Origin of the sequence: Marinobacter sp. G11 (assembly GCF_021282325.1) — a bacterium.
Taxonomy (GTDB): domain Bacteria; phylum Pseudomonadota; class Gammaproteobacteria; order Pseudomonadales; family Oleiphilaceae; genus Marinobacter; species Marinobacter vinifirmus.
This window is the reverse complement of record NZ_JAJSPB010000001.1, coordinates 202,061-226,185: the sequence shown is the minus strand read 5'-3', so window position 1 is coordinate 226,185 and position 24,125 is coordinate 202,061. Positions and strand designations below refer to the sequence as shown.

24 protein-coding genes and 1 tRNA gene are annotated in these 24,125 nt (G+C 59.6%); 21 read left to right on the top strand and 4 right to left on the bottom strand.

Annotation, left to right across the window (positions count from 1 at the left end):
* Positions 1–2: 2 nt before the first annotated feature.
* From nadD to lipB, 9 genes are all read left to right on the top strand, one after another.
* Positions 3–653, top strand: coding sequence for a nicotinate-nucleotide adenylyltransferase (nadD, locus tag LWH94_RS01045; RefSeq protein ID WP_022988719.1), 651 nt, complete (start codon positions 3–5; stop codon positions 651–653).
* A gap of 93 nt (positions 654–746) precedes the next feature.
* Entirely contained in the window at positions 747–1,097 is a 351-nt protein-coding gene (rsfS, locus tag LWH94_RS01040; RefSeq protein ID WP_022988720.1) for a ribosome silencing factor, read from the top strand.
* A gap of 2 nt (positions 1,098–1,099) precedes the next feature.
* Entirely contained in the window at positions 1,100–1,570 is a 471-nt protein-coding gene (rlmH, locus tag LWH94_RS01035; protein WP_022988721.1) for a 23S rRNA (pseudouridine(1915)-N(3))-methyltransferase RlmH, read from the top strand.
* A gap of 8 nt (positions 1,571–1,578) precedes the next feature.
* A complete protein-coding gene (mrdA, locus tag LWH94_RS01030; protein WP_232900862.1) occupies positions 1,579–3,474 on the top strand; it encodes a penicillin-binding protein 2 in 1,896 nt (631 codons plus the stop codon).
* Entirely contained in the window at positions 3,474–4,616 is a 1,143-nt protein-coding gene (gene rodA / locus LWH94_RS01025; protein ID WP_022988723.1) for a rod shape-determining protein RodA, read from the top strand. Before mrdA ends, rodA begins: the two co-directional genes overlap by 1 nt.
* A gap of 113 nt (positions 4,617–4,729) precedes the next feature.
* Positions 4,730–5,629 (top strand): septal ring lytic transglycosylase RlpA family protein, encoded by a 900-nt coding sequence (locus tag LWH94_RS01020; protein ID WP_022988724.1) that lies wholly within the window; start codon positions 4,730–4,732, stop codon positions 5,627–5,629.
* Positions 5,630–5,668: 39 nt separating this feature from the next.
* Entirely contained in the window at positions 5,669–6,850 is a 1,182-nt protein-coding gene (locus LWH94_RS01015; RefSeq protein ID WP_036219341.1) for a D-alanyl-D-alanine carboxypeptidase family protein, read from the top strand.
* 41 nt (positions 6,851–6,891) lie between these two features.
* Positions 6,892–7,161 carry an HP0495 family protein gene (locus tag LWH94_RS01010; RefSeq protein ID WP_036219349.1) on the top strand — a complete coding sequence of 90 codons (270 nt, stop codon included), beginning with the start codon at positions 6,892–6,894 and terminating at the stop codon, positions 7,159–7,161.
* Positions 7,162–7,800 (top strand): lipoyl(octanoyl) transferase LipB, encoded by a 639-nt coding sequence (gene lipB, locus LWH94_RS01005; RefSeq protein ID WP_022988727.1) that lies wholly within the window; start codon positions 7,162–7,164, stop codon positions 7,798–7,800.
* Between the two features lie 6 nt (positions 7,801–7,806).
* On the opposite strand, the gene LWH94_RS01000 is transcribed toward lipB, so the two are convergent.
* The gene (locus tag LWH94_RS01000; protein WP_232900861.1) at positions 7,807–8,898 is read right to left on the bottom strand and encodes a GGDEF domain-containing protein; all 1,092 of its coding nucleotides are present in this window, start codon (positions 8,896–8,898) and stop codon (positions 7,807–7,809) included.
* Between the two features lie 254 nt (positions 8,899–9,152).
* Here LWH94_RS01000 and LWH94_RS00995 point away from each other — a divergent pair, with 254 nt between their 5' ends.
* Positions 9,153–10,598, top strand: coding sequence for an ABC1 kinase family protein (locus LWH94_RS00995; protein ID WP_094624603.1), 1,446 nt, complete (start codon positions 9,153–9,155; stop codon positions 10,596–10,598).
* Here the strand turns inward: LWH94_RS00995 and LWH94_RS00990 are convergent.
* The gene (locus LWH94_RS00990) at positions 10,538–10,981 is read right to left on the bottom strand and encodes a YqaA family protein (protein WP_232900859.1); all 444 of its coding nucleotides are present in this window, start codon (positions 10,979–10,981) and stop codon (positions 10,538–10,540) included. The genes LWH94_RS00995 and LWH94_RS00990 overlap by 61 nt on opposite strands.
* Before the next feature lie 131 nt (positions 10,982–11,112).
* On the opposite strand from LWH94_RS00990, the gene LWH94_RS00985 reads away from it, so the two are divergent.
* Positions 11,113–11,355, top strand: a complete 243-nt coding sequence (locus LWH94_RS00985) for a GrxA family glutaredoxin (protein ID WP_232900857.1) — start codon at positions 11,113–11,115, stop codon at positions 11,353–11,355.
* 75 nt (positions 11,356–11,430) lie between these two features.
* Here the strand turns inward: LWH94_RS00985 and LWH94_RS00980 are convergent, their stop codons facing one another.
* Positions 11,431–12,693 carry a 6-phosphofructokinase gene (locus LWH94_RS00980; RefSeq protein ID WP_232900855.1) on the bottom strand — a complete coding sequence of 421 codons (1,263 nt, stop codon included), beginning with the start codon at positions 12,691–12,693 and terminating at the stop codon, positions 11,431–11,433.
* A 145-nt stretch (positions 12,694–12,838) separates the two neighbouring features.
* Between LWH94_RS00980 and mpl the strand changes: the two genes are divergently transcribed.
* The 4 genes from mpl to LWH94_RS00960 all read left to right on the top strand — a co-directional run bounded on the left by mpl (position 12,839) and on the right by LWH94_RS00960 (position 18,153).
* Positions 12,839–14,233, top strand: coding sequence for a UDP-N-acetylmuramate:L-alanyl-gamma-D-glutamyl-meso-diaminopimelate ligase (gene mpl, locus LWH94_RS00975; protein ID WP_232900853.1), 1,395 nt, complete (start codon positions 12,839–12,841; stop codon positions 14,231–14,233).
* Positions 14,226–14,849 carry a flavin prenyltransferase UbiX gene (locus tag LWH94_RS00970; protein WP_232900852.1) on the top strand — a complete coding sequence of 208 codons (624 nt, stop codon included), beginning with the start codon at positions 14,226–14,228 and terminating at the stop codon, positions 14,847–14,849. The genes mpl and LWH94_RS00970 overlap by 8 nt, the downstream gene beginning before the upstream one ends.
* A gap of 122 nt (positions 14,850–14,971) precedes the next feature.
* Positions 14,972–16,111: an acyl-CoA dehydrogenase family protein gene (locus LWH94_RS00965; RefSeq protein WP_094624608.1), complete on the top strand. Its 1,140-nt coding sequence runs from the start codon at positions 14,972–14,974 to the stop codon at positions 16,109–16,111.
* A 143-nt stretch (positions 16,112–16,254) separates the two neighbouring features.
* The gene (locus tag LWH94_RS00960; protein ID WP_232900849.1) at positions 16,255–18,153 is read left to right on the top strand and encodes a hypothetical protein; all 1,899 of its coding nucleotides are present in this window, start codon (positions 16,255–16,257) and stop codon (positions 18,151–18,153) included.
* A gap of 139 nt (positions 18,154–18,292) precedes the next feature.
* Here LWH94_RS00960 and LWH94_RS00955 read toward each other — a convergent pair.
* Positions 18,293–18,379 (bottom strand) — tRNA-Leu (locus LWH94_RS00955).
* Positions 18,380–18,632: 253 nt separating this feature from the next.
* On the opposite strand from LWH94_RS00955, the gene rnr reads away from it, so the two are divergent.
* The 6 genes from rnr to rplI all read left to right on the top strand — a co-directional run bounded on the left by rnr (position 18,633) and on the right by rplI (position 24,121).
* Entirely contained in the window at positions 18,633–21,086 is a 2,454-nt protein-coding gene (gene rnr / locus LWH94_RS00950; protein ID WP_232900847.1) for a ribonuclease R, read from the top strand.
* A 25-nt stretch (positions 21,087–21,111) separates the two neighbouring features.
* A complete protein-coding gene (gene rlmB, locus LWH94_RS00945; RefSeq protein ID WP_232900844.1) occupies positions 21,112–21,849 on the top strand; it encodes a 23S rRNA (guanosine(2251)-2'-O)-methyltransferase RlmB in 738 nt (245 codons plus the stop codon).
* A gap of 241 nt (positions 21,850–22,090) precedes the next feature.
* Positions 22,091–22,507: a 30S ribosomal protein S6 gene (rpsF, locus tag LWH94_RS00940; protein WP_058340370.1), complete on the top strand. Its 417-nt coding sequence runs from the start codon at positions 22,091–22,093 to the stop codon at positions 22,505–22,507.
* 24 nt (positions 22,508–22,531) lie between these two features.
* Positions 22,532–22,762 carry a 30S ribosomal protein S18 gene (rpsR, locus tag LWH94_RS00935; protein ID WP_008937282.1) on the top strand — a complete coding sequence of 77 codons (231 nt, stop codon included), beginning with the start codon at positions 22,532–22,534 and terminating at the stop codon, positions 22,760–22,762.
* 25 nt (positions 22,763–22,787) lie between these two features.
* Positions 22,788–23,654: a hypothetical protein gene (locus LWH94_RS00930; RefSeq protein WP_232900842.1), complete on the top strand. Its 867-nt coding sequence runs from the start codon at positions 22,788–22,790 to the stop codon at positions 23,652–23,654.
* A 20-nt stretch (positions 23,655–23,674) separates the two neighbouring features.
* A complete protein-coding gene (rplI, locus tag LWH94_RS00925) occupies positions 23,675–24,121 on the top strand; it encodes a 50S ribosomal protein L9 (RefSeq protein WP_022987835.1) in 447 nt (148 codons plus the stop codon).
* Positions 24,122–24,125: the final 4 nt, after the last annotated feature.

Below are 24,125 nucleotides of genomic sequence, written 5' to 3'. Positions count from 1 at the left end.
CCATGCATGTAATCTACGGTGGCACCTTTGACCCCATCCATCACGGACACCTCCGGCTGGCGCTGGAGGTATCCGACGCCCTGGCGGTGGATCGGGTTCACCTGGTGCCCTGTCATATTCCTCCCCATCGGGGCGACACGGGAGCAACCTCTGCCCAGCGGCTCGAGCTGATCCGCCTGGCCATCGCCGGCGAAGAACGCCTGCGGGTGGATGACCGTGAACTTCAGCGGGCCGGTGCCTCTTACACCGCAGACACTTTGCGCCAGCTCCGGCAGGAACTGGGTGCGGAGGCGCCCCTGGTCATGGTCGTGGGTACTGATTCCTTTGCCGGCTTTGACCGCTGGCAGGACTGGCAGCAGATTCCCGAACTGGCGCACATTGTGGTGGTACGCAGGCCCGGCGCTGAGCTGCCTGAAAACAGTGGTGCGGCACACTTGCTTGCGGGCCGGCGCGCTGCCGGTGCGGCCAGTTTGCGGGAGAGCCCGGCTGGCCGGGTACTGGAGCTGGATCCGCCGCTGCTGGACATCTCGGCAACCGGCATTCGGGAGCGCATTGCAACCGGCCGTTCTCCCCGATACCTGATGCCCGATGCCGTGTGGCAGAGAGTGCAGGCACTGGGCCTTTATGGTTCCGGCAGCGCCAACGGTTTTTAGGAGTTATCCACAGCCGGCTTTGATGCTACAATCGCGGCTGAATATCACTTATCGGGTGGCCACTCCGGCCAGAGCCCGGAAAACAGGGTAATTATGCAGGCAGAACAACTGAAAGATCTGGTCGTAAACGCTCTTGAAGAGGTCAAGGCACAGGATATCAGCGTGATTGATGTCCGTGATCGCACCAGCGTGACCGACTTTATGGTTCTCGCATCGGGTACTTCCAACCGTCACATCAAATCCCTTGCCGATTCCGTGGTTATCGAAGCCAAGGAACAGGGTGTGCGCGCCAACAATGTTGAGGGCGGCGCCGGTAGTGACTGGATTCTGGTAGATCTGGGCGATGTAGTGGTTCACGTGATGATGCCTGCTACCCGCGAATTCTACGATCTGGAGCGCTTCTGGCGTGATGCTCCGGACCTTGGTGCAGCGGGCAGCGAGTAACCATGCGCCTGCGTCTGATCTGTGTCGGGCAGAAAATGCCCGACTGGGTCAGTGCGGGGTACAACGACTACGCCCGCCGGATGCCTCCGGAGTTGCCCCTCGAACTGACTGAAATCCCCATGGCCCATCGCGGCAAGAATCCGGATATTCCCCGGTTGATGCAGCGTGAAAGCGACGCCATCCTGTCGGCAGTGGGTCAGCGTGACCGCGTGATTGCACTGGAAGTGGGTGGCCGTCCCTGGTCCACCGAGAAACTGGCGAGTCAGCTGGAAAACTGGCAGCAGGATGGTCAGGATGTCTGCTTTCTGGTGGGCGGCCCCGATGGCCTGGCTGACGCCTGTCGCAACCGTGCCGACCAGCAATGGTCACTTTCCCCCCTTACCCTGCCGCACCCGCTGGTGCGTATCGTCCTGGCCGAACAACTGTACCGGGCCTGGTCCATCACCCGTAACCATCCTTACCACCGGGCATAGGGCTGCCAATGGCCTGGGGCGAATTCAAGGACACCGTAGCAGAGCGCCGACTGTTCCAGCGCCGGGCAATGGTTATGCTGGTGCTGGTTATGCTTGCGCTGGGTGGTTTGCTGGCGCGGATGTACCAGTTACAGATCGTCGAGCATGAAATCTATACCACGCTGTCTGACAAGAACCGGGTGCAGGTGCAGTCAGTGCCGCCTCCGAGAGGGCTGGTTTACGACCGTAATAACCTGCTGCTGGCGGAAAACCGGCCGGTGTTCAGCCTGACCCTGGTACCCGAGCGGGTGGGCAGCATGGATGAAACCCTGGCCCGGCTGACGGAAATCCTGAGTATTTCCGATGAAGACATTGAACGCTTCCAGCGCCGGCTGAATGAACCGCGCCGCCCGTTCCAGGAAATTCCCCTGAGTTACGACCTGAACGAAGAGGAAATCGCCCGGATGGCGGTACACCGGCACCGGTTCCCCGGCGTCGAGGTCAAGGCCGAACTGGTTCGCTATTACCCGCACAGTGAGTTGACCGCCCATGCCCTGGGCTATGTCGGCCGTATCAACCGGAATGAACTGCAGCGCATTGATCCGGTGAATTACGCCGGCACCAACTACATCGGCAAATCCGGTGTGGAGCGATTCTACGAAAAAGTGTTGCACGGCAAGGTGGGGTACCAGCACGTAGAAACCAATGCCCGGGGGCGGATACTCCGGGTACTGGAGCGGGAAAACCCGGTACCCGGGGAAGACCTGCAGCTGCACCTGGATTTGCGCCTGCAACGCAAGGCCCACGAATTGCTGGAAGGCCGGCGTGGCGCCATCATTGCGATCGAGCCCGCCACCGGCGGCATCCTGGCCCTGGCCAGCGTGCCCGGCTTCGATGCCAACAAGTTTGTGACCGGTATCAGTGTCAAAGACTACCGGGATTTGAGTGAAAGCATCGACAAGCCCCTGTTCAACCGGGCTCTGCGTGGCCAGTATCCTCCCGGCTCCACCATCAAGCCCATGATGGCCGTGGCAGCCCTGGACAGTGGCGTAACCACCCGCGAGCGAACCATCTGGGACCCGGGCTATTTCCAGCTCAAGGAAAGCGGTCGACGCTACCGGGACTGGAAGCGAACCGGGCATGGCTGGGTAGACCTGATGGATTCCGTGGCGGAGTCCTGCGATGTGTATTTTTATCAGATCGGCGTCGAAATGGGTGTCGACGTGATGTACGACTATCTGTCCCGCTTCGGGTTTGGTGAAGACGCCACCCTCGACGTCGCCGGTGCCCTCAGTGGTCTGCTGCCGTCCCGGGACTGGAAGCGGGCGGTCCGCAGTGAACCCTGGTATCCGGGGGATTCCGTCAATATGAGTATCGGCCAGGGCTTTTTCCTGGCTACACCCCTGCAACTGGCGACCGCCACGGCCCTGATTGCCAACCGGGGTGAGTGGGTAGAACCGCGCCTGCTGAAAGATATCCGTGGTGACCGCCCGGTGGAAGAGTTCCTGCCGGCATCCACCCATAAGCCCCTGGATCTCAAGAATCCTGACGATTGGGAATACGTGGTGGATACCATGGAAGAAGTTATGCACGGAACCCGCGGCACTGCTCGTGGTGCCGCCAGGGGTGCCAGCTACCGGATGGCGGGTAAAACCGGTACCGCCCAGGTGTTCAGCCTGGGTGAAGATGAAGAATACGATGCCGAGGAGATCCGCGAGCGCCTGCGGGATCACGCGCTGTTTGTCGGCTTTGCCCCCACAGACGATCCGAAAATCGCCGTTGCCATCATTGTCGAGAATGGCGGTGGCGGCAGCAGTGTCGCGGCACCGGTTGCCCGCGGGCTGTTTGATGCGTGGCTGGAGGAATTCCCTGCGGCAGAGGCGGCCCAGGTGGTGGGCCAGGCTGAAACCGGAGGTGAGGGCTGATGGCACTCGGAAAGCTGTTGAACAGCCAGGAATCGGGCGCTCTGGGCCGGCCCAGAAGCATCTGGTCAACGTTACACCTGGACCCCATCTTGCTGGCTCTATTGTTGCTGCTTGTCGGTGGTGGACTGTTTGTATTGTACAGCGGCGCAGACCGGAACTTTGCCGTGGTTAAGGGCCAGATGATCCGGTTGGGCGTGGCCTTTGTAGTGATGTTTGTGTTTGCCCAGCTGGACCCTGCAATATTCCGGCGCTGGGCTCCCTGGCTGTACCTGGCTGGCCTGGCCGGGTTGGTGGCGGTGTTGCTGGTGGGTGTTGGTGCCAAGGGTGCCCAGCGCTGGCTGGCGCTACCCGGGCTGCCCCGTTTCCAGCCTTCGGAGCTGATGAAACTGGTGGTGCCGATGATGGCGGCCTGGTATTTGTCCCGCTATTACCTGCCACCCACGTTTTCGCGGATTGTGGTTGGCCTGGTGATTGTTCTGTTGCCCATGTTCCTGATCATCCAGCAGCCTGACCTGGGTACTTCGCTGCTGGTGGGTATGGCAGGTATCTTCGTGGTGTTCTTTGCCGGCATCAGCTGGAAGCTCATTACGGCCTTTTTCGGCATGGTGGCGGTTTCCGCGCCGCTGATGTGGTTCTACGTGATGCGGGACTATCAGAAGCAACGGGTGCTGACCCTGCTTGACCCGCAAAGTGATCCCCTGGGCGCTGGCTGGAACATTATCCAGTCGAAAACCGCCATTGGCTCCGGTGGTATGGATGGCAAGGGCTGGCTCCAGGGCACCCAGTCGCACCTGGAATTCCTCCCGGAAAGCCATACCGACTTTATTGTGGCGGTGCTTGCCGAGGAATTCGGCTTTGTCGGCATGATGCTGCTGATGGCGGTGTATTTCCTGATTATCCTGCGGTGTCTCTATATTTCCGTAACCGCCCAGGATTCCTTCAGCCGTTTGCTGGCGGGAGCCCTGACCATGACCTTCTTCATCTACATCTTTGTGAACGTGGGAATGGTCAGCGGGCTGCTGCCAGTGGTTGGAGTTCCGCTGCCGCTGATCAGTTACGGGGGCACGTCCGGGGTGACCCTGATGGCGGCCTTCGGGGTGCTGATGTCGATTCACACTCACCGCCGGATGATCTCGGCGTAGCCTGGCTGGCAATAATGGCCGGCCGGTAATGGTGAATCACGCCTGGAACCCGTTACAATGTTGCCGGTCAGTAATGACTGACCAACCGAGACAATACAGGGGTAGGCGCTGATATGCTGCAGGTTCCGAAACATTGGCTGCCGGGGTTGATCACACTGGTTCTGGTGTCTGGCTGTGCCAGCACTCCGGCTCCGGAAACCGATCATTCCTCGCGCTATACCATAAAGCAGGATCGTGGCCCCTCCGGTGACTACGACATCAGCGGCCTGACCGACGCGGTGCCCCGGTATGAGGAGCCTCGCCGGGCCGGTAACAAATCCCCGTACACCGTGTGGGGCAAGAGTTACCGGGTGATCGACAGCAATGACGGTTATGTGGCCCGGGGTACAGCCAGCTGGTATGGTGAGAAATTCCACGGCCACAAAACGTCCAATGGCGAGACCTTCGACATGTACGCCATGTCGGCCGCCCACAAGTCGCTGCGCATACCGGGATATGCCCGGGTGACCAACCTGGACAATGGCCGGTCGGTGATTGTCCGGGTGAATGATCGTGGCCCGTTTCACGGCGACCGCCTGATTGATCTGTCCTATGCGGCAGCCAAGAAGCTGGATTATCACGCCCGCGGCACAGCCCGGGTGGAAGTGGCCGCTATCACGGTTCGTCCGGATGGCGCCATGTTCCTGGCGGGCGAGCCATTTGAGCCCACTGGCAAGGTCCAGGCACCGGTGCAGGTAGCCTCAGAACCTGCCTCTGCGCCGGCAGCATCGGGACAGGCGTTGTTTGTGCAGCTGGGTGCCTTCAGCAGCCGGGATCCGGCCGAAGCCCTGCTGGCCAGGGCCCGGAAAGCAACGGAGACTCCGGCACGATTGCGTGAAGTGAGCACCGGCTCGGGACGTTTCCACCGTGTACAGGTGGGCCCGTTCCCGAATGAAGACGAAGCCCGCTATGCCCGGAACCTGCTGGAATCCCGGGGTTTCGGCCAGCCCATAGTCCTGACGGATTCGCACTGAGTTGCCGCCGGCACACATAAGACCAACATCTGACGACGAATGACACAACCCATGGCTTTCAAAATGTTTACCCGAATTTTTCTACTGGCATTGGCTCTGTTTGTAACCACAGGGACGGCTTCGGCCCAGTCCCAGTCGGTCCTGATTCCTTCTCCTCCGGCCATTGCCGGCAGCTCCTGGGTTCTGATGGACCCCCTGAGCGGCCGTGTGATCATGGAGAATAACAGCAACGAGCGTTTGCCCCCGGCCAGTCTGACCAAGATGATGACGGCTTACATTGTTGAGCGCGAGCTGGACGAAGGCCGGATTTCCATGTCTGACATGGTGCCCATCAGTGTGAAAGCCTGGCGTACCGAGGGTTCCAGGACCTTCGTACAGGAAGGCACCACGGTATCCGTGGAAAACCTGCTGAAAGGCGTGATCATCCAGTCCGGTAACGACGCTTCCGTGGCCCTGGCCGAATTTATTGCCGGTAGTGAGGGTGCGTTCGTGGATATCATGAACCAGCAGGCGCAATTGCTGGGTATGACGAACACCAACTTCCAGAATGCCACCGGCTTGCCGGCCCCGGACCATTTTTCGACCGCCTACGACCTGGCCCTTCTGGCCCGGGCAATTATCCAGGACTATCCGGAAAACTATCCGCTGTATGCGGAGAAGCACTTCACCTACAACAATATCCGTCAGCCAAACCGCAACGCCCTGTTGTGGCGGGATGACAGCGTGGATGGCCTGAAGACCGGCCACACCGAAGAAGCCGGTTACTGCCTGGTGGCGTCTGCCAAGCGTAACGACACCCGGCTGATTGCCTCGGTAATGGGCACCTCGAGTTCCGAAGCCCGGGCCCAGGAAGTTCAGAAAATGCTGAACTACGGTTTCCGTTACTACGAAACCGAGCGTTTGTTCCGTGCCGGCCAGGAGCTGGTGCAGGCAAAGGTCTGGGGCGGCCAGGCTGACCAGATTTCCGTGGGTATGCCGGAAGATGTGTACGTAACCATTCCCCGCGGCTCCAGAAACCAGCTGGAATCTACCGTAGACCTTGATTCTGTGATCAAGGCACCCATCAATGTGGGAGACGAGCTGGGTCGCGTTCGGGTTATCCTGGATGGCGAAACCCTGGTGGACGAACCGGTACTGGCGCTGACCGAAGTGCCGGAAGGCGGGCTGTTCAAGCGGCTTTGGGATGCCATCAAGCTCTTTTTTGTTCAACTGTTTGAGTGAGCCACAGGCACAGAGTGTGCCCTGGCCGGGAGAAAGACGGCGTGAGTGAGCCGAAAGCACCGAAAATTGAATTTCCCTGCGATTACGTGATCAAGGTGATCGGTAACGCCGCCCCGGATTTCACGGAATTCGTGGTGGAAGTGGTGGAGCAGCACGCGCCGGGCATCTGCGAGGCAGATATCTCGGTAAACGACAGCAGCAAGGGCCGGTTTTCGTCTGTGCAGCTGAAAATCGTTGCCACCGGTGAAGAGCAACTCAAGGCACTGTTTGAGGACCTCAAAGCCAGTGGCCGGGTTCACATGGTGCTGTAAATGCCAGACCTGATTGTCCGCTCGCTGGGCCAGCAGCCCTACATGGAAGCCTGGGAGGCGATGAAAACTTTCACCGCCAACCGAGACGAATCCACGGTCGACGAACTCTGGTGCCTGGAACATCCCCGGGTGTTTACCCAGGGGCAGGCGGGCAAGGCCGAGCATATCCTGTTACCGGGTGATATCCCGGTTATCCAGGTAGATCGTGGCGGCCAGGTGACGTACCACGGCCCGGGCCAGCTGGTGATCTACCTGTTGATTGACCTGTCCCGGCGCAAGCTGGGAGTCCGGGCCCTGGTGGATGTGATCGAGCAGGCTATTGTGCGCACACTGGCCCAGTCCGGTGTGGAAGCGGCACCCCGTGCCGACGCGCCCGGTGTCTATGTGAACGGGGCCAAGATTGCATCGCTGGGCCTGCGGGTACGCCGGGGCTGTTCTTTCCACGGCCTGGCCCTGAACGTGAATATGGACATGGAACCGTTCTCCCGCATCAATCCCTGTGGCTATGCCGGCATGAATATGTGCCAGGTGAAAGACTTCGAGCAGGGCGCCTCGGTATACGAGCTTGAACGCCGCCTGGTGAAAGAGCTGGTAGCCGGGCTGGGCAACCAGCAGGTGGAGCATCGCCAGGGCTGGTAAGCCGGTTCAGCGTGCAGCCGTGGCCTCGATGCACACCTGGTCGCGGCCGCCGGACTTGGCGGCATACAGGGCTTCATCGGCCCGCTGCAACAGCCGGTCAATCGATTCCGATCCCCGAATGCTGGCAACGCCGGTACTGATGGTCACCCCCATGGTTTTGCCGCTTTCGGTCTGAACGGACTGCGTGGCTACTGCGGCCCGCATCCGTTCAGCGCTGGCATTGGCTTCGGCCAGGGTCGTCTCCGGTAACAGCACCAGGAATTCCTCCCCGCCCCACCGGGCAATGGTATCCATCTTGCGACAGCCGGATGCCAGCGTGCGCGCCACCAGGATAATCAGTTCGTCGCCCACCTGGTGGCCATGCTGGTCGTTCACGGTCTTGAACAGGTCAATGTCCATCAGTAACACCGAGAAAGGCCGCCCGTTGCGCAGGTAGCGCTGGTATTCGCCTTCGAGCTGGGTCAGGCCTTCGCGGCGGTTGGCCAGCCCGGTCAGGGCATCGTGCTTGGCCGCATATTCGAACTCGGCCGCCAGTTTCAGCAGCCCCAGCTTGCTGCGGCGCCGGCTCTGGTCGAGGATGTAGCAAGTGACCATCTCGAACGCGAGCACGATCACCAGGGAAATCCGGAAACTGCTGCTGTAAGGAGAGCCAAACAACCATTCGCCGGCGGGGCTGAACAGGAACAATACCGCCAGCCAGCCGCCAGCACAGGCAAACACGCCCACCCGGGCTTCACTGATGTAAAAGATGATGGGCGGGTAGGCAAACAGCCAGATAATGGCGGAGCCATCTTCCACCGCGTGCACGGCAAGGTAAGTGAACAGCACGGTGATCAGTGAAATGAAGCCCCGACGCTGCAAGGTTTTGTGGCGAAAGCCCAGAAACACCAGCAGGTTGAGTGCCAGCAGGCCGGAGAATACCAGCAGAACGCTAGCGTTCAGGTTGTCGCCATGCTGGCTCGAGCGCCAGGCGAAGAAGGCCAGTATGGGAACTGCGGCCGCGCTCAGCCAGTTGATCAGGGCCGGTACGGGAATTTCGCCTTTAACCCGAAACTGAGACAGCTCGGAATCGGCAGCGGAGTGGGGTGTCTGCGTCATGGCATTATTGTTGTGTAAGATTTCAGGGCGGCCATTCGTGGCCGGTCTGTACATAGTAGAGGCTCTTAAGCGCTGTGACTGTATCGAATCGTAACCTTCAGCGGGTACTGATTATTACTGGTTAAAGTTTGTGCACATTGGCCCCGGAAACGGAAATCCGGCGACGAATCGGTTAGCTTGTATCGGGGCAGGATCCGTATAATGCATGGAAGTATCGGAAAAGCAGCAAATTCCCAGACAAAGACAGGTCGTTCATGACAGAAAGGCGCTCCGGAAAATCCGTCTCACGCATCAAGACCGGTAGTTTTGAGCGTCGGCTGTCGCTGACCAAGGCCGGTCTCTTTGCTGGAACCCGCATGGCCTCCCACATGGCTACCAACTGGTTCAGCAGCAAAGACACCCGTGAGCAAAGGCACAAGGCCATGCTGTCCAGCCAGGCCCGGTTCCTGGTGGATGAGCTTGGCCGCCTGAAGGGCAGTGTGGTCAAGATCGGCCAGGTGATGGCGCTGTACGGCGAGCACTTTCTGCCGGAAGAAGTGACTGAAGCCCTGCATACCCTGGAAGACCAGACCACTTCCCTGGAGTGGCCGGCCATTGAACGGGTGCTGAAGGCGGAAATCGGTGCGGACCGGCTGGCAGAGCTGGAGGTAGACCCGGAACCCATAGGCGCTGCCTCGCTGGGGCAGGTGCACCGCGCCGTGCGCCGCAGTGATGGCCTGGAACTGGTGCTGAAGGTTCAGTACCCCGGCGTGGCCGATGCCGTAGACAGCGACCTCAACGCCGTGGCCCAGTTATTGAAAGTGGCCAGGCTGGTGAGCTTCGGCCCCGAATTCAATGACTGGCTCGAAGAAGTCCGGCAGATGATGCACCGGGAGGTGGACTACCGGCTGGAAGCCCGCACCACGGAAAAATTCCGCCAGATGCTGGCGGACGATCCCCGGTTTATCGTGCCTCGGGTTCTGCCGGAATATTCCACCGATCACATCATCGCCTCAACCTATGAACACGGCCATTCCGTAGGCTCCCAGGAAGTGCGGGAGCTGTCCCTGGAGCGCCGGAGCGCCCTGGGCAAGGCGGCCCTTGAGCTGTTTTTCCGGGAGCTGTTTGTCTGGGGCGAAATCCAGACCGATCCCAACTTCGGCAATTACCGCATTCGTATTGCCGGTGAAGCCGGGGAGGAGCCGGATTATGATCGCATTGTGCTGCTCGATTTCGGTGCGGTACAAAGCTATTCCCGGGAGTTTCTGGATCCGGTCATCCAGATGATCCGCGCGTCTTATGAAGACGACCTGGAGCAGGTGATCGAGGGCGGCGTGAAGCTGCGCTTTATGAGCTACGACTGGCCCCGGGAAGTGCTGGAAAAGTTCGGACAGGTTTGCATGTCGGTGCTGGAGCCCCTGGCCCGGGACCAGGGCCAGTGGCCGGACTATGCGGTGAACAGCCACGGCCAGTACCGCTGGAAACAGAGCGACCTGCCCTCCCGGGTGGCCCGGCAGGCGGCACGCTCGGCCATCAGCCGTTACTTCCGGGTACCGCCCAAGGAGTTCGTGTTTCTGAACCGGAAGCTGATTGGCGTGTACACCTTTGTGGCAGTGATGCATTCCGAGTTTAATGGTGAGCCACTGTTGCGCCGTTACCTTTACGGTGAGGATCCGACCAACCCGGACGCTTCGAGTACCACCCAGATCACAAAGGCGTAGCGCAAGCCCTTGCCGATGGCTACCAGCACCACAAAGTTGAGCCAGGGCACCCGCATAATGCCGCCCACTAGTGTGAGCGCGTCACCCCCGATCGGCAGCCAGCCGAGCAGCAAAGACCACTGGCCGTAGCGGTTGAACCGGTTGCGGGCTTTGTGCAGTTGCAGTTCGCTGACCGGAAACCAGCGTTTGTGTTTGAACCTGTCTACCTGCCGGCCAATGATGCCATTCACCACCGAGCCCAGGGTATTGCCGGCGGTGGCCCAGAACCAGATCCAGAACAGGGTGTAATCCTGGTTCACCAGGGTGCCCACCAGGATCTCGGAGTAGGCTGGCAGCAGGGTAGCGGCCGCGAAGGCGGTCAGGAAAAGGGTCAGGTAGGCCATGGCGTCTCCATGGCTGAATCGTAAAGTACTATGGCTGTAATGGTAAGTGCCAATTTCCAATCCCCGGACGAGCTGTCATCATTTGCGCAACTTTCAGGTTTTGGTTTTCCTTTATTTCCCGAGGAGGTTTTATGGAGCAGGTTACCATCTACGGTCGCATGAGCTGCCCGTTCTGCGTTGCCGCGAAGAATCTGTGCGAGTCCCGGAACATGCCCTACACATGGGTCGACATGATCGAGAAAGGGCTGAGCAAGCAGGATATTGCTGACAGGATTGGCCGCCCGGTGTATACCGTGCCGCAGATCCTGGTGGGTGACGAATGCGTTGGCGGCTACGACGATTTCTCCGCCTACGTGCGCAGGCAGCCCGCCTGACGCCATTTTCCGTCTTCCGGAAACACAAAGGCCCGACTGTAAAAAGCCGGGCCTTTGTGTTTCTGGCGATAGCTGTTACAGGGTGAACTCTGTTTTCAGCTTTTTCTCGGCCAGTTGGTTTTTCAGCTTGGCCACCTTGGGCAGGCCATTCTCGAACGGCGGGAAGCTCTCGCCCTCGATCAGCGGCTGCAGGTAGTCACGGCACTCCTGGGTAATGCCGAAGCCGTCATCCGTAATGTAGTGGATGGGCATTTTCTTTTCCTGGTTAGCCACTTCGCTCAGGTTGGCCTGGCCAATGCTCCAGCGGTAAGGCTTGGCCTGGTCCCGCACGATGGTGGGCATCAATGCCTGTTTGCCGTTCAGGGCCATTTCCACGGCAGCCTTGCCCACGGAGTAGGCCTGTTCTACGTCGGTAGCGGAGGCAATGTGCCGCGCTGCGCGCTGCAGGTAATCGGCAACGGCCCAGTGGTACTTGTGGCCCAGGGCCTGTTTCACCATATTGGCCAGGGCCGGTGCAACACCGCCCAGCTGGGTGTGGCCGAAGGCATCCTTGGCGCCAGCGTCGGCTACAAACCGGCCGTCTTCGTACTGGGCACCTTCCGAGGCAACCACCACGCAGTAGCCGTAATCTTTCACGCACTGGTCTACGCGCTCCAGGAACTTCTCCCGGTTGAACGGGATTTCCGGGAACAGGATGATGTGGGGCGGCTCCCCTTCACCCTGGCCGGCCAGGCCGCCGGAAGCGGCAATCCAGCCCGCGTGCCGGCCCATCACTTCCAGGATGAACACCTTGGTGGAGGTTTCGCACATAGACTTGATGTCCAGGCTGGCTTCCAGGGTAGAGGTGGCAATGTACTTGGCGACCGAGCCAAAACCGGGGCAGCAGTCGGTGAACGGCAGGTCGTTATCAACGGTCTTGGGCACGCCGATGCAGGTAATCGGATAACCCATCTTGTCGGCCAGCTGGGACACCTTGTAGGCGGTGTCCTGGGAATCGCCGCCACCGTTGTAGAAGAAGTAGCCGATGTCGTGGGCACGGAACACTTCGATCAGGCGTTCGTACTCGCGCTGGTTTTCTGACAGGTTCTTCAGTTTATAGCGGCAGGACCCGAAAGCGCCGCCCGGGGTATGAATCAGCGCCTGGATGGCGTCGTCTGACTCCAGGCTGGTATCAATCAGCTCTTCTTTCAGGGCGCCGATGATACCGTTGCGGCCGGCAAACACCTTGCCGATCTTGTCCGGGTGCTGGCGGGCGGTCTGAATAACGCCACAGGCACTGGCGTTAATAACGGCGGTTACCCCGCCAGACTGGGCATAAAACGCATTCTTGATAGCCATCTCGGGCTAAAGCCTCCTGCTGGTTCAATGATGGCGCAAATCATACGCGAATCAGGTGGAAGTTTCATGAGCATATACCGTGCCCTTGACCCCGTAGAAAGTATGGTAGAGGCTTGGCAGGTTTCAAACCGGAGGCCTTACCTTAATGCACATACACATACTGGGAATCTGCGGCACTTTCATGGGCAGCCTGGCGGTCATCGCCCGGGAACTGGGGCACACTGTGACCGGCTCCGACCAGGGGGTATACCCGCCCATGAGCACCCAGCTGGAGGCCCAGGGTATCTCGTTAATGGAAGGCTACCGGGTGGAGAACCTGGAGCCCAGGCCGGACCTGGTGCTGATTGGTAATGCCATGTCCCGGGGCAACCCGGAGGTGGAAGCGGTGCTCAATCGGCGCATTGATTACATGTCCGGCCCCGAGTGGCTGGCCCGGGAAGTCTTGCGCCATCGCTGGGTGATGGCGGTGGCCGGCACCCACGGCAAAACCACCACCACCGCCATGCTGCTGTGGATCCTGGACCAGGCCGGGTTTGATGCCGGCTACCTGGTGGGCGGAGTGCCCCAGGATTTCCCGGTGTCCGCGCGCCTGGGCAGCAGCGACTTCTTTGTCATCGAGGCCGATGAATACGACAGCGCGTTCTTCGACAAGCGCTCCAAGTTTATCCATTACCGCCCGAACACCCTGATCCTGAACAACCTGGAATACGACCACGCCGATATTTTCGAGAACGTGGAAGCCATCGAGCGCCAGTTCCACCACCTGGTGCGTACCGTTCCGTCCCAGGGGCTGATCATTCGTCCGGCCCTGGACCAGCACCTGGATAATGCGCTGGAAATGGGCTGCTGGAGCCCGGTGCAGGATACCGCCATCGGCAGCGAGATCAGCCGCACCGCAGACTGGCGCGCGGAGCTGCTGGCAGAGGACGGCAGCCGCTTTATGGTCATCCACCACGAGCAGCCGGTGGCTACCCTGAAGTGGAAACTGACGGGTATGCACAACGTGCGTAATGCGCTGTCAGCCATTGCCGCTGCCCGCCATGTGGGTGTAACGCCGGACCATGCCGTGGCCGCCCTGTGCCGGTTCTCCGGTGTTAAACGACGGATGGAGCTGGTGGGCGAGGTTGGTGGCGTGCGGGTGTATGACGACTTTGCCCATCACCCGACTGCCATTGCCCTGACCCTCGAGGGCTTGCGCAGCCAGGTGGGGGACGAGCCGATTCTTGCCATTATTGAGCCCCGTTCCAACACCATGAAACAGGGTGTACACCAGCAGACCCTGATTCCCAGTGCCGCGGCAGCAGACCGAGTGCTCTGGGGTAACCTGAGCGAGATGAACTGGCTGCCGGAACTGGTGAACGGCTGGCGTGCCGAGCACGGCGAGCTGGACCACCACGGCGTGGAAGAGTCGGTCGATGCCCTGATTGCCCGGGCCGTGGATCAGCTGCCGGAAACCTGCCACATTGTGATCATGAGTAACGGTGGCTTCGGTGGTATTCACCGCAAACTGGTCGCCGAACTGGAGAAGCGTCGTGGCTGAAACATCACCGGTAATTAACCTGGCATTTACCGGCGCGTCCGGGGCCCAATACGGACTGCGCCTGCTGCAGTGCCTGGTAGCCAACGGTTGCCGGGTGAACGTGATGATCAGCAAGGCGGCCCAGGTGGTGATGGCCACTGAAACCGATTTTCGCCTGCCCGGCTCCACACCCGCCATGGCGGAGGCTTTGGCGGCCTATGCCGGTGCTGAAGATGGCCAGGTGCAGGTGTTCGGCCGGGAAGAATGGTTCTCGCCCCCGGCCTCCGGCTCCGGCGAGAAAGCCCCGCTGGTGGTTTGCCCCTGCAGCACCGGCACCCTGTCGGCCCTGGCCACCGGTGCCAGCAACAACCTGATCGAGCGGGCCGGGGATGTTGCCCTGAAAGAGCGCCGCAAACTGATCCTGGTGTTGCGGGAAACTCCCTACTCCGAAGTGCACCTGGAGAACATGCTCAAGCTCACCCGTATGGGGGCGGTGATCATGCCGGCCAGTCCGGGTTTCTATCACAACCCTCAATCCCTGGATGACCTGGTGGACTTCATGGTGGCCCGGATTCTTGACCACCTGGACTTGCCGCAAACCCTCGTCCCGCGCTGGGGTGCAAAGAACGCGGACTGATGCCTTCCCGGGGCGTTGGTTTTGGCCAAAGCGATTGATGGTTTTCACCATTGAGCCAAAACCCGCTCCGCCACAGACTTGCTGGACACAACGATAAACCAACCCGTTCACCGAGGTTCAGCATGATTCCACGTACTCTGTTCGACGCCGATCTTGATGGCTTTCGCGATTCCGTTCGCAAGTTCCTGGAACAGGAAGCCGCGCCTTATCACGAGCAATGGGAAAAGGATGGCCAGGTCAGCCGCGAGCTCTGGCAAAAGGCGGGGGAGCTGGGCTTCCTGTGCCCGATGCTGCCGGAAGAGTACGGCGGCGTAGGGGCCGATTTCCGCTACTCGGCGGTGATTATGGAAGAAATCTCCCGGGCCGGTTTGTCCGGCATTGGCTGGGGGCTGCACTCCGATATTGTGGCGCCGTACATCCTGAACTACGGCTCGGAAGAGCAGAAGCAGAAGTACCTGCCGAAAATGGCCTCCGGTGAAATGATTACCGCCATCGCCATGACCGAGCCGGGCGCCGGTTCTGACCTGCAGGGCGTAAAGACCACCGCTATTCGTCAGGGCGACCACTACAATCTCAATGGCTCCAAAACGTTTATCACCAACGGTCAGCTGGCAGACCTGGTGATCGTTGTGGCCAAGACCGATCCCAAGGAAGGCGCCAAGGGCACCAGCCTGTTGCTGGTGGAAACCGCCTGGGAAGGTTTCGAGAAAGGCCAGAACCTGAACAAGGTGGGCATGAAGGCCCAGGACACCTCCGAGCTGTTCTTCCAAGATGTAAAAGTGCCGGCCGATAATCTGTTGGGCAGCATGGAAGGGCAGGGCTTCTTCCAGCTGATGCAGGAGTTGCCGGCGGAGCGCCTGCAAGTGGCTCTGACTGCCGTAGCCGCTGCCGAAGCAGCCTGGCAGTGGACCCTGGACTACGTGAAAGAGCGCAAAGCCTTCGGTAAACCGGTTATCGCGTTCCAGAACACCCGTTTCAAGCTGGCGGAGCTGAAAGCCGAAATCACGGCCGCCCGGGTGTTTACCGACCGCTGCCTTGAGCTGCACCTGGACAAGAAGCTGGATATCCCCACTGCAGCCATGCTCAAGCAGCACACCACAGACCTGCAGTGCAAGGTGATGGATGAATGTGTGCAGCTGCACGGCGGCTACGGCTATATGTGGGAATACCCCATTGCCAGGGCCTGGGCCGATTCGCGGGTGCAGCGCATCTATGCCGGCACCAACGAAATCATGAAGGAAATCGTGGCTCGTTCATTCTGAGGGTTTTGACCCGGCTGGCCCCGACACCGTGCGGGGCCAGTGCTTTACCAAACTTTACAATTTGCCAAGCCTGTCAAGGTCTCCCGGCGGTACATCCCCTAAAGTAGCGGCACAACCTCTAACAAGGATAACCGGTTGCCGCGATGAAACGCCTGACTGCTCTCTCCGTTCCCCTGCTTACCCTTGCCATCGCCGGTTGTGGCGAAGAATCCGACCAGCTGCCCGTGGATGGCCGCGAATTCGATGGCGTGAATTACAGCGAACCGGCGCCTTATCAGGGGCGGGTGATTGATGGCTATCTGAGGAATGCCAGGGTGTGGCTGGATGTGGATGGCGACGGCCAGTACACACCGGGTCCGCTGGAAGTCACGCTGGATAATGGAAATACTGCCGTGCTGGAGTCCGGGGAGCCCACCACCATGAGTGGCGAAGGTGGTGCCTTCAGCCTGGACATCAGTGAATTTCAGTTGCCGGCTGAGGTCGGGCGGGCATTGGACCCCCGGCAGTACCCCTTGCATGCCGTCGCTTTGCCGGGGCAGACCCTTGAGCAGAGCGATAGCGGTGACCGGCCGGTAGAGAAGGCGTTTGTTCTCTCGGCCAGCCCCGGTGTCACCAACGTTACTCCCCTGACCACCCTGGCGCGGCACCGAGCTCGCCTCAGCCTGGGCTCGTATCTGGGCATCCCTGATAACTCAGCGGTAGGCCTTGCCGGCATTAACCTCCTGGCCGACTACATTCGTGGCCAGGATGACCAGGCCCACGCCTATGCACGGGCACTGGCCCGGTTTATGGCCAGCCAGTTGCCGGAGGCCTATCAGGAGGCGCTTTCACAAGCCGGCAGCGATGGCACCGAGCGAGGCCTCAGCCTGCAGGCGGTGAACCTGCTGGCGATTTCGCTGGTGCAGAATGCACCAGCGGTGATTGCAGTGGTCGATGAAGCAGCCGGTGCTGGCGGAAATTATGCCGGTGTAGTCGCCGAGGCGCTGGAACTGCCGGAGGTCGCATTGGAACTAAGCGACCCGTTGCTGCTCTCAGCCCAGAGTGTCTATGCCCATCCGGAATCCGGAACCTTGCCCTCCGGCACGTCCGGCCTGGAGCTTTCCGCCGAACTTGAGTTCGAGTATTCGCAGGGCGGGCAACTGCTGGCTGTCCATGCCAATGGTTGTATGATGCCGTCCTTGCCTGAACTGGCACGGCTGATCGAGGTCAATGGGTTTCCCGGCCAGCTGGCCAGCCAGTGGCGCCCCGCCGTTTCACTGTCACCCCAAAGCCGGCAAGTGTCGGACCCGGACAATGATCCGGATGGTGTTGTGGATGAGCGCCTGAGCTTTGATTGGGCTGAGCAGCGTATTACCTTTGAAACGTCTACCACCTGCCACAGCCATGAGGGCATCTCACCGGACTCCACGGAACTGGGCGGAACTCCGGACGTCGTCTATAGCTGGAGCGAGGGCGAAAGTGGAGTGGAGGAAGTGGTTGCTGAGATCACCGCTACCGGCCAGAAAATCCGCTATGTTCCCGAGCCGGCTGAGGCACCGGCCGGCTTCCTTGGCTACCGGCTGGAAGAAGGTGACGTCGAAACAGCATCTCTCAGGTTCAGTGGTGAAGGCGAACAATGCGAGGCGATTGAGGACGCCGTGGAGAAAGACCACGTGGTTACCCGGAAGTATGGTTATGACTTTACGGGCTACGAGCCTCAGCCTGACGGATTCACCGGCCTGTTTGCGGATTATGACACCCGGGAGTTGGTTTCAGCTGGCGGGGAAACGCTGACCGTTAACCGGTTGCTTCGCTACGCGTTTCTGGATCCGGCCCTGGCGGGGCTGGATAACGTGAGCGCTGAAGGAGGCTTTCAGTGGGTCTTGCGTTACGCAGGGGTGCCCGAGCAGGAGAATGCTGAGCATATCGAGTTGGCCTATTTGACCGAGTACACGGGTAATCGGGCTTGTGGTACCGAAGTGGCTGCGCCAAGTTCCGCCTATGCCCGGGTAGAGTATGACTATCAGAGGCTTTCAGAATATTTGCTCGGGCAGCTCGAATAACGCCGGGCCCTGATGCTTCGCGGCTTGTCGGCGAGACAGGGCAAGCCGTGGCGAAAACAAAAAAAATCCCTGATCAGAGTCACTGACAGAGTTTATTGGGTATGATTCTGGAATCTTTGCCATTTCCTGGGGGAGGAAATGGTGCCGAGGAGAGGACTTGAACCTCCACGGGGTTGCCCCCACTAGCACCTGAAGCTAGCGTGTCTACCAATTTCACCACCTCGGCAGGTGATTTGCAGATTCGCTGTTAGTTTGTTGAAAACCTAGCGTTTCTGCCAGCCTGGTGAGGTGTTCCCCTCAACCGATGGCGCGTACTTTAATGATTCCGTTCGGGGCTGTCAAACATTTTTTCAAAAAAAGTTTTCGCCGTATTTGTGCCTATTAATTGTCCCCTGGTTAGGCAGGTTCGACATACCAACGTTATACTGCAGGGATAATGAATTCCGCCGCAGTATCGCGGCCAGATAGCAAGGATCCGAATGGTTTCCAGGAAGAAAGAACACAAAGACCCTCACGCCAGTCGCGAGGCTCAGAAATACGAAAACCCCATCCAGAGCCGGGAGTTTATTCTCCAGCACCTGAAAGAGCGGGGGGCACCGGCCACCCATGAGACTCTGTGCCAGGAGCTTGGGCAAACTTCCGAGGAAGGTATAGAAGCCCTTCGCCGCCGGCTGATTGCCATGTGCCGCGACGGGCAGCTGATTTGTAACCGCCGGGATGCGTTCCTGCCTATAGAAGAAGCAGACCTGGTAACCGGCCGGGTGGTCGGGCATCGGGACGGCTTCGGTTTCCTGATTCCTGATGATGGCGGTTCCGACCTGTTTCTCACCGCGCGCCAGATGCGCCAGGTGTTTCACGGTGACCGTGTAGCTGCGCGGGTTGACCAGGTGGATGACCGTGGTCGCCGGGAAGGCAAAATTGTTGAAGTGCTCGAGCACCGTACCGAGCAGATCGTTGGCCGCTTCTTCAAGGAAAGCGGTATTACCTTCGTGGTGCCCGAGAATGCCCGCATCAACCAGGAAATCCTGGTTCCGGACGAGCACGTAGGCAAGGCGGTGCATGGTCAGTATGTAGTCGTACAGATTCTGCGTCAGCCGACAATCCGTACCCAGCCGACAGGGCAGGTTGTCGAAATCCTGGGGGAGCACATGGCGCCCGGGATGGAAATTGATGTGGCCATCCGTTCCTACGAGATTCCCCACAGCTGGCCGTCCGCCGTGGGTGAGCAGGCAGCAGCGATTCCTGCCGAAGTGGCAGAGAAGGACAAGGCCAACCGGGTTGATATCCGCAATATGCGGCTGGTGACCATCGACGACGAAAGCGCCCGGGATTTCGATGACGCCATCTATTGCGAGCCGCGCCCCCGTGGCGGCTACCGCTTGGTAGTGGCGATTGCTGACGTATCCCACTATGTGCGTCCGGGCTCCCCGCTCGACGAAGAAGCCATTCAGCGTGGCAACTCGGTGTATTTCCCGGATCATGTCGTGCCCATGCTGCCGGAGAAGCTCTCCAATGGTCTGTGCTCCCTGAATCCGGGCGTGGATCGCCTGTGTATGGTGGCGGATATGACCATCAGTGCTGCTGGTAATATCAGTGGTTACACCTTCTACCAGGCGGTGATGCGCAGCCATGCCCGGCTGACCTACAACAAGGTCAGTGCCATGCTGGAGCATCCGGATACCGAGCAGGGCTACAAGCTCAGCAGCCATTACGCTGATTTGTTGCCGCACCTGCATAACCTGTATGAACTGTACAAGCTGCTGCGCCGTGCCCGCACCGAGCGGGGCGCCATCGATTTCGAAACCACCGAAACCAAGATTGTGTTCGATCCCGAGCGCAAGATTGAGGAAATCGTTCCGGTGCACAGGAACGATGCCCACAAGATTGTGGAAGAGTGCATGCTGTGCGCCAACGTGGCGACGGCGCGGTTCCTGAAAAAACACAAGATGCCGGCGCTTTACCGGGTACACGATGGCCCGTCGGAAGAGCGTCTGGGCAACCTGCGCCTGTTCCTGGGCGAGCTGGGTTTGCAGCTGGGTGGTGGTGACAAGCCCACCTCCGGTGATTACCAGCAGTTGCTGGAGCAGGTGGCGGATCGCCCGGATGCCAACGTCATCCAGATGGTGATGCTGCGTTCCCTGAGCCAGGCGGTCTATAGCCCGGAAGAAGCGGGCCACTTCGGCCTGGGCTTCCCCAGCTATACCCACTTTACGTCGCCGATTCGCCGCTACCCGGATTTGATTGTGCATCGGGCTATCAAGTCCCGCATCCATAATCCGGAAGTGACCAAGGATGTGGTCTCACCCAAGGTGGCGGATCCGCAGCTGGCAGAGTACCCCTACGACCTCGCCAAAATGGAACAGCTCGGTGAGCATTGTTCCATGACCGAGCGCCGGGCTGATGATGCCACCCGGGATGTGATGGCGTGGCTGAAGTGCGAATTCCTGCGTGACCACGTGGGCGAGGAGTACAACGGTGTGATTGCCGCCGTGGTGCCTTTCGGTTTCTTTGTGGAGCTGTCTGATATCTACATCGAAGGCCTGGTGCACGTTTCCACCCTCAGTGGTGACTACTTCCACCACGATGCCGCCAAGCATCGCCTGATCGGCGAGCGCACGGCAGTCAGCTTCCGCCTGGGTGATGAGGTGCGTGTGAAGGTGGTGCGGGTCGACCTGGAAGATCGCAAGATTGACCTGGAGCTGGTCAGCACCCCGAAGAAGCGCACGGCAGACCGCGATGCCCTGGATATGTCCAAGCGAGAGTCCCGTGGTCGGGGCGATCGTGCAGGCAAGGGTGGTAAAGGCGGTAAGCGTACCGGCAAGCCGGCCAGTGCCAAGGAAAAGCTGGCGGCTGAAGCGGCCAGGGACGCAGCGCGCAAAGGTGGCAAGGGCAAATCTCCGGCGGCAGGCAAGAAGCGCAAGCCCCGCAAGTAACCAGTTACACAGGAATTGATCGTTAGTGTCTCAGGAATATGTATTTGGCTGGCACGCCGTGGATGCGGTGCTGAAGCGGGAGCCGGAACGGCTTCAGCAGGTATGGATCCAGACCGGACGGCAGGACAAGCGCGTAAAATCGGTGACCGATGCCCTGGATAGCCTGGGTGTGCGCTGGAAAGTAGTGCACCGCCGGGAGCTGGATGAACGCGTGTCCGGCGTCCATCAGGGTGTTGTGGCGGCCGTGTCGGAAAGCCGTGAATGGACGGAAGACGACCTGCTGGCCCAGCTGTCCAATAGCGACAAGCCGCCGTTTTTGCTGGTCCTTGATGGCGTAACCGATCCGCACAATCTCGGTGCCTGCATGCGCACCGCAGATGCGGTTGGTGTCCAGGCCGTTATTGTGCCCAAGGACAAGTCCGCCTCGCTCACACCGGTGGCCCGTAAAGTGGCCTGCGGTGCGGCAGAAACCGTCCCCTTTGTGCGGGTAACCAACCTGGCCCGCTTCCTGCGGGAGCTGAAGGACCTGGGGGTGTGGCTGATCGGCACCGCCGGCGAGGCCGATGCCGGCCTGTACCAGGCTGATTTCAAGGGGCCGGTAGCGCTGGTTATGGGGGCCGAAGGCAAGGGTATGCGCCGGCTGACCCGGGAACACTGCGACCAGCTCATCAACATCCCCATGCAGGGCCATGTCGACAGCCTGAACGTATCGGTGGCGACCGGCGTTTGCCTGTACGAAGCCCTGCGCCAGCGACTCGGTTAATCCTTGCACTGCAGGCCCCTTGGGCCTAGAATACGTGACCCCTTTTTTAAGGGGCGGTTTTGTATTGCCTGTATTCCGGGCTGCAAAACGTCGCTTTTGATCTGGCCTTACCCGTAAGTGCCTTGTTGATAAAGCAAAAAAGAAGCCGGCAGCTTTGCTGTCACCTCCTTGCTTTCACGCTGGGTCGCGGTCCGGAAGGATCGCCGAAAGAAGAAAGCTGTTTAACCCGTAGGGAGAACTCATGCGTCACTACGAAATCGTTTTCATGGTACATCCGGATCAGAGCGAGCAGGTGCCCGCGATGATCGAGCGTTATACCAGCGTCATCACTGAAGATGGCGGTAAGGTACATCGCCTGGAAGATTGGGGCCGTCGTCACCTGGCATACCCGATCAACAAGATTCACAAGGCTCACTACGTACTGATGAACGCCGAATGTTCACAGGCCGCTATGGACGAGCTGACTCATAACTTCCGGTTCAACGATGCCATCATCCGTGACCTGATTCTGCGTCGCGACGAGGCTGTTACCGACATGTCTCCGATGAAAGCCGCTGAGTCCCGCGAGGACCGTCGTTCCGGCGGAGACGATCGTCCGCGTCGTTCAGCTGATTCTGACGACCGTCAGAGCAGCGCATCCCAGGACGAAGAAGAGTAATTAACCGGAGTTAGGAGTTACGTTATGGCTCGTTTTTTCAGACGTCGTAAGTTCTGTCGTTTCACGGCAGAAGGTGTTAAAGAGATCGATTACAAAGATCTGGACACCCTGAAAGGCTACATCACTGAAACCGGCAAAATCGTGCCCAGCCGCATCACCGGCACCAAAGCACGTTATCAGCGTCAGCTGGCTACCGCTATCAAGCGTGCCCGCTACCTGGCACTGCTGCCGTATACGGACAGCCACGATCACTAAGCACAGATAGACAGGACCCGGGACCATGCGTGCACTGGCACAGTATGTAATGCGCGGTCCCATGCAGGCCGGCGGGGTTGCGGCAGTTGCGACTGCATTACCCTTGCTGTTCTGGATTGGCGCAGCAGTTATCGGCCTGGTCATTTTGCGACTGGGCATCCGGCAGGGGCTGAATATCGGTCTCTGGGCAGTACTACCCGCACTGGGTTGGGCCACCTTCGGGCAGGATCCGACCGCGCTGGTGGTGCTGTTGCAGGTGATGCTCATGGCGTCGATTCTCAGAACATCGCTGTCCTGGGAGAGAGCGCTGCTGTCGGGCGCCTTTCTGATGATACTGACAGGGCTGATGATGCCCTTGATGTATCCGGCACTGCTGGACGAACTGGTCCAGGCCGGTGTCGGGTTTTACGAGCAATACAACGCCGAGGTGGCGCGGTCACTGGGCAGCGAACTTGAGCTGATCATCCGCAACACCATGAACGCCAGTATGGCGGGCACCTATTTCGCCACGGCCATTGGTATGACAATGCTGGCGAGGGCATGGCAGGCGGGGCTGTATAACCCCGGAGGTTTCCGCAAGGAATTCCATGCCCTGAGGTTGTCGCCGGCCATTGCGGTTGTGTGCGCTGTCACCATGGTGATAGGCCCGCTACTGGGGCTCAATTCCATGCTGCTGGCATGGGCTGCGGGTACACCGCTGTTCATCGCTTCGCTGGCACTGGTGCACGGGTTTGTTGGTCGTAAACAGTGGGGCGGGCAGGGATTGGTAGCATTCTATGTGCTACTGGTTCTGCTGGGTCCGAGTCTGATGATGCTTTTGTTGGTTCTGGCTTTTGTGGATAGCTGGCTGGATATCCGGGGGCGAATAAAACCCGCCGGGCCGGCTGAATAAAGCACGAAGAGGTTAACGAGATGGAAGTTATTCTGCTCGAGAAAGTAGCAAACCTTGGCTCCCTGGGTGACAAGGTAAAGGTTAAGGCCGGTTACGGTCGTAATTTCCTGCTGCCGTATGGCAAGGCTGTTCCTGCCACGGCTGCAAACGTACAGGCGTTCGAAGAGCGTCGTGCCGAGCTGGAAAAAGCTGCCGCTGAGAAGCTGGCCGCTGCCCAGGCCCGTGCCGAGGCTCTGGAAGGTGCGTCCTTCACCATCAGCTCCAAGGCTGGTGAAGAAGGCAAGCTGTTCGGTTCTATCGGTGTTCGTGACATCGCAGAAGCTGTTTCTGCCGGTGGCACTGAAGTCGAGAAGAGCGAAGTTCGTCTGCCGGAAGGTCCGCTCCGGACTGTCGGCGAGTTCGACATCGAACTGCAGCTGCACACTGATGTTGAAGTTACTATCAAGCTGGCGGTTGTTGCCGAGTAATCGG